Origin of the sequence: Pantoea sp. T14 (genome assembly GCF_036663535.1) — a bacterium.
In the GTDB taxonomy this organism is placed as follows: Bacteria; Pseudomonadota; Gammaproteobacteria; order Enterobacterales; family Enterobacteriaceae; genus Pantoea; species Pantoea phytostimulans.
This window is the reverse complement of the sequence record NZ_JAWUEB010000019.1, coordinates 1-12456: the sequence shown is the minus strand read 5'-3', so window position 1 is coordinate 12456 and position 12456 is coordinate 1. Positions and strand designations below refer to the sequence as shown.

Below are 12456 nucleotides of genomic sequence, written 5' to 3'. Positions count from 1 at the left end.
GGTGGATAAAGCGTCGTTTAGTGCGTGTAAATAGTGTCACGACAGAATTTGAGAAAAGCAGTAAATCCACCAGAGAAAGAACCCGGAATAACAAGTACCCGCACACGATAATGCTCGTGTGCGGGAAAAATTAAACCAACGATTTCAGACGATAAATCCAGTCAAGTGCCTGACGCGGTGTCAGCGTATCAGGATCAAGTGCTTCAAGTGCTTCTACCGCTGGGGAGGTTTCCTCAACTAATAATGGGAGCTGAGAGCCATCAACTGTTGATGATGCCGTTAGTGTCGATGTCGTTTCTAACTCTTTTAGTTTGTTTCTTGCACGTTTAATCACTTCTTTAGGAACGCCTGCCAGCGCAGCCACAGCAAGGCCGTAACTCTTGCTTGCCGCGCCTTCCTGAACACTGTGCATAAATGCAATCGTATCGCCGTGCTCCACTGCATCAAGGTGCACATTGACGACGCCTTCCATTTTTTCTGGCAACGTTGTTAGCTCGAAATAATGGGTTGCAAACAGCGTCATAGCTTTGATTCTGTTTGCCAGATTTTCGGCACAAGCCCATGCAAGTGATAAGCCATCATAGGTTGAAGTACCTCGCCCGATTTCATCCATCAGAACCAAACTGTGTTCGGTGGCATTGTGCAAGATATTAGCCGTTTCGGTCATTTCCACCATGAAGGTTGATCGGCCCGAGGCGAGATCATCTGCTGCACCTACGCGCGTAAAAATACGATCTAACGGACCGATTACAGTCTCTTCAGCGGGTACGAAGCTACCAATCCAGGCCATCAACGCAATAAGTGCAGCCTGGCGCATATAGGTACTTTTACCGCCCATATTGGGTCCGGTAATGATCAACATACGGCGCTGCGGTGCTAAAGAGAGTGGGTTAGCGATAAAAGGTTCTTTCAGCACCTGCTCAACCACTGGATGTCGTCCGCCTGTAATTTTAATTCCCGGCTTATCTTGTAACGTTGGGCGACAGTAATTCAGCGTCCAGGCGCGTTCGGCCAGATTACTGAGCACATCCAGTTCGGCTAATGCGGAAGCACTGAGCTGCAGCGCTTCAAGGTGGGGCAGTAACTGGTCAAACAAAGCTTCATATAGCCCTTTTTCCAATGCTAGCGCTTTGCCTTTTGACGTGAGGACTTTGTCTTCGTACTCTTTCAGTTCGGGAATAATGTAGCGCTCAGCATTTTTGAGCGTTTGGCGGCGTACGTAGTGCATTGGCACTTGGTGGCTTTGCCCGCGACTGACCTGAATGTAATAACCGTGAACGGCATTGAATCCTACTTTCAATGTGTCCAGCCCAAGCTTTTCTCGCTCACGAATCTCTAGCTTGTCGAGATAGTCGGTAGCGCCATCAGCCAGTGCTCGCCACTCGTCGAGCTCAGCGTTATAACCAGGTGCTATGACGCCACCGTCTCTAATCAACACCGGTGGTGATTCAATGACCGCTTGCTCGAGCAATTCTCGTAGCGCGGTAAATTCACCCATTTGCTCACGTAGCGTGTTTAACTGCGTAGTTTCTACGCTACCTAACAGAACGTTAAGTTCAGGCAGTTGTTGAAATGCATGGCGCATACGTGCCAAGTCGCGTGGGCGTGCTGTGCGCAAAGCCAGACGGGCTAAAATACGCTCCAAATCGCCAACCTGACGTAATACAGGCTGCAGGGATTCACAGAGATCCTGCAATTCAGCGATAGATTCCTGACGTTGATTAATAATCCGAGCATCGCGTAGTGGCATATGTAGCCAGCGCTTTAGCATGCGGCTACCCATTGGCGTAACGGTTTTGTCTAACACCGCAGCCAAGGTGTTTTCTGTGCCACCCGCTAGATTCTGCGTAATTTCTAAATTGCGACGCGTAGCAGCATCCATGATGACGCTATCTTGTTGTCGTTCCATGCTAAGCGAACGAATATGGGGCAGAGTGGTACGCTGTGTATCTTTGACATACTGCAACAAGCATCCGGCAGCGCGTAAACCTAAATGGGCCTGCTCAACACCGAAACCGCTGAGATCGCGCGTACCGAATTGCATATTGAGCTGCTGACGGGCGGTATCAATTTCAAATTCCCATAATGGGCGACGACGCAAGCCACGACGTTGCTCAATCAAAGACATTGCCTGGAAATCTTCAGGGTAGAGCAGTTCAGCCGGATTTGTGCGTTGTAACTCCGCAGCCATCGTTTCCAGGTCAGCGGGTTCGCTCAGGCGAAAACGACCTGAACTGATGTCCAGCGTAGCGAAACCATAGCCTCGCGCGCTCTGCACAATAGCGGCCAACAAATTATCGTGACGTTCTTGTAATAGCGCCTCGTCACTGATCGTACCTGGCGTCACAATACGGACTACTTTGCGTTCAACGGGTCCTTTACTTAAAGCGGGATCGCCAATCTGTTCACAAATAGCGACTGACTCACCCAATTGCACCAATTTTGCAAGATAGTTTTCTACGGCGTGGTAGGGCACGCCAGCCATAGGAATGGGTTCACCTGCTGAAGCGCCACGTTTGGTTAATGAGATTTCCAGCAGTTGCGAAGCGCGTTTTGCATCGTCGAAAAACAGCTCATAGAAATCGCCCATGCGATAAAACAGCAGGATGTCGGGATGCTCAGCCTTGAGGCGTAGATATTGCTGCATCATTGGCGTATGGGTGCTGAAGTCCATTTGCTCTGCTCCTTTCATCTCATTTTTACTCAAAGTTGCCTCTTCCTCTTTCCCGCCACGCTTGAAAAAGTGTTTCTATGGGGATGTGTGCAACAACCGGTTGGTCGAGTGCAAATTGTGAATGTTACCACTATTCACGCCAGCGCTTCATCTGACATCCCTTTTCAGCGAAGAACTTAACAAAGGACGTTACGTGGGAATACGCTTTTTTGATACAGATATACAACGTGCCGAGATGTCTCACAAAAGCGTCATGTGATACGTAAAGATGATAGAAAATCCGCTTTTTTTAGCGATTTGGCCTGTATGTCGCTGGTTCTAACGATTACCATGACGGTTCCTTTTGAGCCTGCTTATGGATGTCGAATGCGTTTTAAGGTTGCTTATCTACCGCTTATCGCTCTGCTTGCTGCCTGTAGCAGTAAGCCCCAAACACCACAGGAAATGGCCGTTGAAAAAGCGCCTAAAGGCGGATTTTTACTTGAGCCTTCCCATGCGGTTCAACCCATGTTTGGTGACTTTGCCGGCAATCCTGCAGCAGAGCAGTTCATCAACCAAATGGTGGATAAACATGGTTTTGACCGCCAACAGCTTCATGCGGTAATTGGTCAGGCTAAGCGACTGGACTATGTTTTGCGCCTTATGGATCGTCAAGCCCCTTCCTATACGCCACCGAGTGGACCAAACGGCGCATGGATTCGTTATCGGAATAAATTCATAACGCCGGATAACGTTCAAAATGGCGTCGCGTTTTGGGATCAATATCAAGAAGCGTTACAGCGGGCGCAGCAGGTTTATGGTGTGCCCCCAGAGATCATTGTCGGTATTATTGGCGTAGAGACACGCTGGGGCCGGGTGATGGGAAAAACGCGCATTTTGGATGCCTTAGCAACGCTGTCATTTAATTATCCGCGTCGAGCAGCTTACTTCAGCAGCGAGCTTGAGACCTTTTTACTGATGGCGCGTAATGAACAAGATGATCCGTTAGATTTACGCGGATCTTTTGCCGGTGCAATGGGATATGGTCAGTTTATGCCATCATCTTATAAGCAATATGCGGTTGATTTTAATGGCGATGGGCATGCCAATCTCTGGGATCCGGTTGATGCGATTGGTAGCGTGGCGCATTACTTCCAGCAGCATGGCTGGCGGAGTGGCGAAAACATTGCTGTTCCGGCAAGTGGTCAGGCACCTCTACTTCAGGATGGTTTCAAAACCAGTTACAGCGTGAGCATGCTTGCCGCATCCGGCCTTTCTCCACAGGGATCGCTAAATGGCAATAATCAAGTTAGTTTGCTGCGACTTGACTTAGGGACAAGCTATCAATATTGGTACGGTTTGCCTAACTTTTACGTCATAACGCGCTATAACCACAGCACACATTATGCAATGGCGGTATGGCAATTAGGTGAAGCGGTAAGTAAAGCACGGCAGGGTTCGATGTTGTAAAGGCTGTCCTTAGTAACCGTAAGGTTATATGATGGCGCGCCTTTAATTTCATCTTTATTGCCTCAATGTTTTCAGGAGTTGTTATGTCTTTACCCGCTTGCCCCCTTTGCCACGCCGATTACACTTGGCAGGACGGTGATAATCTCAACTGCCCTTCGTGCGGACACGTCTGGAGTCAAACTGAAGACCAAAATAGCAACGATGAATTAGTGGTGCGAGATGCCAACGGAAATCTTCTTGCCGATGGTGATAATGTTACTGTGATCAAAGATTTAAAAGTAAAAGGCAGTTCTGTGCCGCTTAAAATCGGCACCAAAGTGAAAGGAATTCGGTTGGTTGAGGGCGACCATAACATCGATTGTAAAATCGACGGGTTCGGACCAATGAAACTGAAATCAGAGTTTGTTAAAAAGAACTAAATTGAGTGGGCGCAGTTATGCGCCCGTTCAGATAGTCATTCAAACAGACGATCAATCGCAGCGCATTGCTCAATACTCAGCGCACCACCATAGTTACGTGAGTGACTTGTCATCGAGTCGAAACGGCGTGAAACCGCTGTTTTAATGGTTGTCACAAAATCATCCCCAACCGTATAAATCGCCATGAGTTTGCCAATACGTTGTTGGATACGTACCAGTTCGGCAAGATCACCGCTACGCCAAGCTTGTTTAGCGCTGGCAAAAAGTTCTGGCACTATGTTATTTAATCCAGAAATGACGCCGGAACCCCCCGCCAGTAGATTCGGTAACAAATATTCGTCATAGCCAGAAAGCACAGCAAAATCGCCGCGCACCTTTTTTGTTTCCTCTATCAAGGCTCGGTTGTGCGACAAACAGTCCACTGTATCCTTTATACCTACAAAATTGGGTAACTTTGATGCCAGCTCGCTGATCAATGCTGGTGTAAGATCGCAGCCTGTGCGGGCAGGGAAGTTATAAGCAAACCATTTTCCCCCTAACTGCTGATCAAGCGCTTCAAAGTAGTGCATTAGCTGATTCTGCGTTTGCCCATAATAGTAGGGCGGTAAGACCATTACCGCATCAAATCCGCTTTTCCAGGCTGCATCAGCCAACTCAACAATATCGGCCATGCAAGTGCTGGAGACATTAGCCACCATTTTTAGCGGAGAAAGTTGGCGAGCTTCACGAATCAAAAAAAGCCTTTCTTGCTGTGTTAATGAGGCAAATTCCCCAATACTTCCCATCAGTAATAGAGTATCGATTCCTGAGGCATTCAGGCGTGAAAAATGGCGGCCTAACGCCTCAATGTCTACAGCGCCTTTTTCATCAAAAGGGGTTACGGAAGGGCACCAGACGCCAGCAAATTCTGAAGGTGTAGTCACGATCTACTCCTGAATCAGGGTTATAAATGAAACGATGTTTTAATTTAAAGAAGTAAAAAATTTCCTGCCAGCGCTCAATGCAAAAATGGAGTATGCATCGCACTTTTCATTTTTTAAGCATCTCGTTTTTGAGCGCATCAGCTGATAAGAGAGAGGTGAGCCGTGCACGATTGGAACCCAGAGCTATATCGCAAGTTTGAAGTAGAAAGAACCCGTCCTGCCAGAGAGTTACTGGCACAAATCAACGCAGATGAGGTCTCACAGGTTACCGATTTAGGTTGCGGCCCCGGAAACAGCACTGAACTACTTGTCGATTCTTGGCCTTTGGCTTTGGTTACGGGCATCGATACTTCTGAGGCGATGCTCGCTCAAGCGCGTATACGTTTACCGCAATGTGAGTTTTTCAATGCTGATATTGAGACCTGGCAGCCTGATGTGCCGCAGAACGTTATCTATGCTAATGCATCACTGCAATGGTTAAGCGAACACTCAACCTTATTACCGCATTTGGTTAAACAGCTTGCCGCTGGTGGTACTTTGGCGATTCAGATGCCAGACAATCTTAATGAACCTTCGCATCAATTGATGCGAAAAGTTGCCGAAAAAGCGTCCTGGAATGCCTTAATGAGTGCGCACGCTGTAGAGCGTAAGCAGTTGCTTACCAGCGATGATTATTATGATTTGCTGACCAAGGCAGGATGTGAGGTCAACATTTGGCGTACTACTTATTATCACGTTATGTCGGATGCTCAAGCTATTATCACATGGTTACAAGCGACGGGATTGCGCCCCTTTCTGCAACCGCTTAATGAGACTCAGCGGGACGCGTTTCTTAAAGATTATCATGAGCAATTGAGCCGGGCTTATCCTAAGCACGCTGATGGCCAAGTTTTGCTGGCCTTTCCACGACTTTTTATCGTAGCGATGAAAATACGTTAAACATTATGGGGAGCAGTGCGCAAATTGATTATTCCTTGAGCCGCTGCGCTTGAAAAAAAGGGTGCATTCCACCATTTTGCTAACAGCTAAACGGAGATAAGCGATGAATGATCAACAACTGCTAATACTGAGTACGCAAGTTGGGGAACGATTAAAGCAAATTGGAGCAACAGTAACCTGTGCGGAATCATGCACTGGAGGGTGGATTGCCAAAGTATTAACAGACATCAGCGGTAGTTCAGCGTGGTTTGAGCGTGGGTTTGTTACCTACAGTAATGATGCGAAACAGCAACTTGTTGGCGTTAAGGCAGATTCATTGGCGCAGCATGGGGCGGTAAGTGAAGCTGTAGTGACTGAAATGGCTTTGGGCGCGCAACGTGAAGCACAGGCGGAGTTTGCGGTTTCGGTTAGCGGTATTGCTGGCCCGGACGGCGGCAGTGATGAAAAACCGGTCGGTACTGTCTGGTTTGGTTTTGCGGCGCCGCAAGGAAAAGTGAAGGCTTTTTGTCAGCATTTCTCTGGCGATCGTGAAGCCGTAAGACGCCAATCAGTGGCTTGGGCACTGCAAACGTTGTATAGCGAATTTCTGGTAAATTAAACTTGATACTGTATGACTATACAGTATAATTATCGGCAACAGAAAGAGAGCAGGCACCCAGAGTGCGTGTTTACCCGGCATGATTAGGAGTAGAAATGGCAATTGACGAAAACAAACAGAAGGCTTTAGCTGCCGCGCTGGGCCAGATTGAGAAGCAATTTGGTAAAGGCACTATCATGCGCCTGGGTGAAGACCGCTCAATGGACGTGGAAACCATCTCTACCGGTTCGCTTTCTCTGGATATCGCATTGGGTGCAGGCGGTTTACCGATGGGACGTATGGTGGAAATCTACGGACCAGAGTCATCAGGTAAAACGACGCTGACATTGCAGGTTATTGCCTCAGCACAGCGTAAAGGTAAAACCTGTGCCTTTATCGATGCAGAGCATGCACTGGATCCGGTTTACGCTAAAAAGCTTGGTGTCGATATTGATAACCTGCTGTGTTCTCAGCCAGATACAGGTGAGCAAGCGTTAGAGATCTGTGATGCGTTAGCACGTTCAGGTGCTGTTGACGTTATCATTGTTGACTCCGTTGCTGCACTGACACCAAAAGCGGAAATCGAAGGTGAAATCGGTGACTCACATATGGGCCTTGCAGCACGTATGATGAGCCAGGCGATGCGTAAGCTTGCTGGTAACCTTAAGCAGTCCAACACTCTGCTGATTTTCATCAACCAGATCCGTATGAAAATTGGTGTGATGTTCGGTAACCCGGAAACCACTACCGGTGGTAACGCACTGAAATTTTATGCTTCTGTTCGTCTGGACATCCGCCGTATTGGTGCGATTAAAGATGGCGACAACGTCGTCGGTAGTGAGACGCGCGTTAAAGTGGTTAAAAACAAAATCGCTGCGCCATTTAAACAGGCCGAATTCCAGATCATGTATGGCGAAGGCATTAACATCTTTGGCGAACTGGTCGATTTGGGCGTGAAGCATAAGCTGATTGAAAAAGCGGGTGCGTGGTACAGCTATAACGGCGATAAGATTGGTCAAGGTAAAGCGAATGCGGGTAACTTCTTGAAAGAGAATCCAGCAATCGCAAACGAAATCGATCAGAAACTGCGTGATATGCTGCTTAATAATAGCGGTGAATCTGCGCCAGCAACTGAGTCTGTTGATGACGCTGAAAACGTTGCGAGCGAAGCTAACGAAGATTTCTAATGCGTTTACGGGAGTGAAGAAATTCACTCCCGTTTGTTTTTCCTGCCTTTCTTTTCTTTATCTTCCATCTGCTTTGCTCTGCCGCCATAATTTCACTCCGTTTGTATAAGGTGAGCAGTATGTCTGAACAACCTCAACCACAAATCATCTCTTTTCCTCGTCTCCTCGATCGTGCGATGCGCGTACTTGGCATGCGCGATCACAGCCGTGAAGAGCTAAAACGCAAGCTGCAGCAGTCAGTACAGCGAACAGCCTACATGCAGCAAAAAACGCCCGAAACCATCACTGAAGAGCAAATGGAGAAGGTGCTGGATTGGTGTCAAGAGAATGGCTGGCTAAATGATGAGCGCTTTACTGAGCGCTTTATCCAAAGTCGTAGTCGCAAAGGTTATGGCCCGCAACGCATACGCATGGAGTTGACGCAAAAAGGAATCGATCGTGATGCCATTGATATAGCAATGGAGGAAACAAATATCGATTGGGCTGAGTGTGCTGCGCAACTGGCTGAGCGTAAATTTGGCCTCCCCTTACCGAAAGAATGGAAAGAGAAGGCGAAAGTGCAGCGCTTTCTACAGTCGAAAGGCTTTTTATCAGAAGATATTCAATCCATTTTTAGAAATATTGATGGCTAAAAGCCGATGTAATTTTACTTCCCACTGAAGAAAATTTATCTTATTCCCACTTTTTTGTTCCTCTGAACATGTAAGCCGTACGGTTACGGCTTGCCTGAAGAGGCGGAACGTTCGTTAGCGTGATTCAGGATATTTATGAGCAAGAGCACTGCTGAGATCCGTCAAGCGTTTCTCGACTTTTTTAATAGCAAGGGACATCAGGTTGTAGACAGCAGCTCCCTCGTACCGAATAACGACCCAACGTTGCTGTTCACGAACGCTGGGATGAACCAGTTTAAAGATGTTTTCCTCGGTCAGGATAAACGTGATTATTCACGTGCAACGACGTCGCAGCGCTGCGTGCGTGCGGGTGGTAAACATAATGACCTTGAAAACGTGGGCTACACTGCGCGCCATCACACCTTCTTTGAGATGCTGGGTAACTTTAGTTTTGGTGACTATTTCAAAAAAGAAGCGATTGCGTTTGCCTGGGAACTGTTAACGAGCGAGCAGTGGTTCAAACTGCCGAAAGAGCGTTTATGGGTAACCATTTATGAGACCGATGATGAGGCTTACAGTATTTGGGCCAATGATATCGGCGTTCCTCATGAGCGTATAATCCGTATTGGCGATAATAAAGGTAGCGCTTACGCATCAGATAACTTCTGGCAAATGGGTGATACCGGTCCTTGCGGCCCATGCAGCGAGATTTTTTATGATCATGGTGATCATATTTGGGGCGGGCCGCCAGGCAGTGCCGAAGAAGATGGCGATCGCTACATTGAAATCTGGAACATCGTCTTTATGCAATTCAATCGGCAGGCTGACGGCACCATGTTGCCGCTGCCGAAACCCTCCGTTGATACGGGTATGGGACTGGAGCGCATCTCGGCGGTTCTTCAGCATGTTAATTCCAACTATGAAATCGATCTGTTCCAGAAATTGATTCAAGCAGTAGCAAAAGTCACCGGCGCAACCGATCTTAATAATAAATCTTTGCGTGTCATTGCTGACCATATCCGTTCTTGTGCTTTCCTGATCGCCGATGGCGTCATCCCGTCTAATGAAAACCGTGGCTATGTATTGCGCCGTATCATTCGTCGTGCCGTACGTCATGGAAACATGCTGGGTGCCAAAGATGCATTCTTCTACCAGCTTGTCGCACCATTGATTGAAGTGATGGGCACGGCGGGGGAAGAGCTGGCTCGTCAGCAGACACAGGTTGAAAACATTCTTAAAAGCGAAGAAGAGCAGTTTGCTAAGACGCTTGAGCGTGGATTAATGCTGTTGGATGAAGAGTTGGCAAAACTGCAAGGTGATACGCTTGATGGTGAAACCGTTTTCCGCCTGTATGACACCTTTGGCTTTCCGGCTGATCTTACCGCTGACGTCTGCCGTGAGCGCAATCTGAAAATTGATGAAGCCGGCTTCGAAAAGGCGATGGAACAGCAGCGCCAACGCGCTCGTGAAGCGAGCGGGTTTGGCTCAGATTACAGTAATGTGATTCGTATTGACGCAGCGTCCTCTTTTAAGGGTTACGACCATCTCGACTTAGCCGCGACTGTCAAAGCGCTTTATGTCGCTGGCGAAGCGGTTGAAGAAATTAGCGCTGGGCAAGATGCCGTTGTGGTTTTGGACGAAACACCTTTCTATGGTGAGTCTGGCGGCCAGGTAGGTGATACCGGAAAGCTGACAGGGAATAATGCTGAATTTAATGTTCACGATACACAAAAGTATGGTCAGGCTATTGGTCATATCGGTAAGCTGGCTTCAGGTCAGTTACGCGTAGGCGATCGTCTTCATGCCGAAGTGGATGCAGCGCGCCGTGCGCGAATTCGTCTGAATCACTCCGCGACGCACCTGTTACATGCAGCACTACGTCAGGTATTGGGCGACCATGTTGCTCAGAAAGGTTCGCTGGTAAATGACAAATATCTTCGTTTCGATTTTTCACATTTTGAAGCGATGAAACCGGATGAAATTCGTCAGGTAGAAGATATCGTTAACACCCAGATTCGACGTAACCTGCCAGTCGAAACTGAAGTCATGGATCTTGATGCTGCGAAAACTAAAGGCGCAATGGCGCTTTTTGGCGAGAAGTATGACCAGCGCGTTCGTGTACTGACGATGGGTGATTTCTCTGTTGAGCTTTGTGGTGGCACGCACGCAGCACGCACCGGAGATATCGGCCTGTTCCGTATTCAGGCTGAATCCGGAACAGCTGCAGGTATTCGTCGTATTGAGGCGATAACGGGCGAGGGCGCATTGGCTCAGGTCAATGCTCAAAGTACCCAGTTGCACGACATTGCACAGCTGGTAAAAGCGAATAGCAGCAACCTGAATGAAAAAGTCCGCGGTTTGGTTGATCATGTCCGCGCACTGGAAAAAGAGTTGCAGCAATTACGCGATCAGCAGGCGGCTCAGGAAAGTGCTTCACTGAGCAGCAATGCGATAAGCGTTAAAGGGACGAAGCTATTAGTAAGTGAACTCAGCAACGTAGAGCCAAAAATGCTGCGCACAATGGTTGATGACCTGAAGAATCAACTGGGGTCAGCGGTGATTGTGTTGGCTACAGTAGTCGAAGGGAAAGTATCTCTTATTGCCGGTGTTACCAAAGACTTAACCGATCGTGTAAAGGCTGGCGAACTTGTCGCAGAGTTAGCGCAGCAGGTAGGTGGTAAAGGTGGCGGTCGACCCGATATGGCGCAAGCTGGTGGTACTGATGCCGCAGCACTGAATGGTGCGTTGGCAGGCGTTGAAGCATGGGTTTCCAGCCGTTTGTAATGAAATAAAACAATGCATCGCAGCAAGCGTCAGAACGGTTGTTCCGGCGCTTTTTCATGCGATGTACAGTAGGTAATGACAAAGTCAGGTTGATGTAGTGTATTTCGGCTAAACTAACTATCAGCAGAATGTATTGGCGCATCGATCTACATTGGTGTAATTGTCATAGTCTATGTTCAGCGTTTAATGATGGATAATGCCGGGAGTCCGAACAGGCCCGACTCTTTTAATCTTTCAAGGAGCAAAGAATGCTTATTCTAACTCGTCGAGTTGGTGAAACCCTCATGATTGGTGATGAGGTGACCGTAACGGTGCTGGGTGTTAAAGGTAACCAGGTTCGTATCGGTGTTAATGCACCGAAAGAAGTGTCTGTGCATCGCGAAGAGATCTATCAGCGTATCCAGGCCGAAAAAACTCAGCAAACGAGCGTTTAACGGATTCAGCGTCTCGCATTTTGCGAGGCGCTACCGATTTCACCCCAATCCCTACCTTTTTCTTTATCCCAATATTCCCCTCTTTTTTAACTTCAGCATGCTTTCTTTGTTGATTATTCACTCTTTTTGCCGTCATTTTGCGCCAATTGCCTGTCATTTGTTCAATCGAACAAGCAGTGGGAAAAATTTGTTTGACTTATAAGTCCCAGAAAGTAATATGTGCGCCACGCAGTGCCGATGAGCAGTTGTAAAGTTCAGAAGCACAGTTCGGAAGAACGCGTTTGGTGAGGTGGCCGAGAGGCTGAAGGCGCTCCCCTGCTAAGGGAGTATGCGGTCAAAAGCTGCATCGAGGGTTCGAATCCCTCCCTCACCGCCATTTCCGATGCATCCATAGCTCAGCTGGATAGAGTACTCGGCTACGAACCGAGCGGTCGGAGGTTCGAATCCTCCTGGATGCAC

The 12456-nt window shown here is 48.0% G+C and carries 10 protein-coding genes and 2 tRNA genes; 10 read left to right on the top strand and 2 right to left on the bottom strand.

Annotated elements, in window-relative coordinates:
- Positions 1-130: 130 nt before the first annotated feature.
- The gene (gene mutS, locus SC127_RS07905) at positions 131-2674 is read right to left on the bottom strand and encodes a DNA mismatch repair protein MutS (protein WP_332625932.1); all 2544 of its coding nucleotides are present in this window, start codon (positions 2672-2674) and stop codon (positions 131-133) included.
- Positions 2675-3040: 366 nt separating this feature from the next.
- Between mutS and mltB the strand changes: the two genes are divergently transcribed.
- Together mltB and SC127_RS07895 are read left to right on the top strand one after the other, a co-directional pair.
- Positions 3041-4123 carry a lytic murein transglycosylase B gene (gene mltB / locus SC127_RS07900; RefSeq protein WP_332625931.1) on the top strand — a complete coding sequence of 361 codons (1083 nt, stop codon included), beginning with the start codon at positions 3041-3043 and terminating at the stop codon, positions 4121-4123.
- 83 nt (positions 4124-4206) lie between these two features.
- Entirely contained in the window at positions 4207-4542 is a 336-nt protein-coding gene (locus tag SC127_RS07895; protein WP_332625930.1) for a zinc ribbon domain-containing protein YjdM, read from the top strand.
- Between the two features lie 35 nt (positions 4543-4577).
- Here SC127_RS07895 and SC127_RS07890 read toward each other — a convergent pair whose 3' ends face one another.
- Positions 4578-5465, bottom strand: a complete 888-nt coding sequence (locus tag SC127_RS07890) for a dihydrodipicolinate synthase family protein (RefSeq protein ID WP_332625928.1) — start codon at positions 5463-5465, stop codon at positions 4578-4580.
- 162 nt (positions 5466-5627) lie between these two features.
- Here SC127_RS07890 and tam point away from each other — a divergent pair, with 162 nt between their 5' ends.
- The 8 genes from tam (at position 5628) to SC127_RS07850 (ending at position 12455) form a co-directional block, all read left to right on the top strand.
- Positions 5628-6404, top strand: coding sequence for a trans-aconitate 2-methyltransferase (gene tam / locus SC127_RS07885; RefSeq protein ID WP_332625927.1), 777 nt, complete (start codon positions 5628-5630; stop codon positions 6402-6404).
- A 103-nt stretch (positions 6405-6507) separates the two neighbouring features.
- Positions 6508-7002 carry a nicotinamide-nucleotide amidase gene (pncC, locus tag SC127_RS07880; protein WP_243079082.1) on the top strand — a complete coding sequence of 165 codons (495 nt, stop codon included), beginning with the start codon at positions 6508-6510 and terminating at the stop codon, positions 7000-7002.
- Positions 7003-7097: 95 nt separating this feature from the next.
- Complete coding sequence (recA, locus tag SC127_RS07875; RefSeq protein ID WP_215845776.1) at positions 7098-8168, top strand: recombinase RecA; 1071 nt, start codon at positions 7098-7100, stop codon at positions 8166-8168.
- A 119-nt stretch (positions 8169-8287) separates the two neighbouring features.
- Entirely contained in the window at positions 8288-8800 is a 513-nt protein-coding gene (locus tag SC127_RS07870) for a regulatory protein RecX (RefSeq protein WP_243079083.1), read from the top strand.
- 135 nt (positions 8801-8935) lie between these two features.
- Positions 8936-11563, top strand: a complete 2628-nt coding sequence (gene alaS / locus SC127_RS07865) for an alanine--tRNA ligase (protein ID WP_332625926.1) — start codon at positions 8936-8938, stop codon at positions 11561-11563.
- A gap of 248 nt (positions 11564-11811) precedes the next feature.
- Positions 11812-11997: a carbon storage regulator CsrA gene (csrA, locus tag SC127_RS07860; RefSeq protein ID WP_008927091.1), complete on the top strand. Its 186-nt coding sequence runs from the start codon at positions 11812-11814 to the stop codon at positions 11995-11997.
- 283 nt (positions 11998-12280) lie between these two features.
- Positions 12281-12373 (top strand) — tRNA-Ser (locus tag SC127_RS07855).
- Positions 12374-12381: 8 nt separating this feature from the next.
- Positions 12382-12455 (top strand) — tRNA-Arg (locus tag SC127_RS07850).
- The last annotated feature ends 1 nt before the right edge of the window (position 12456 follow it).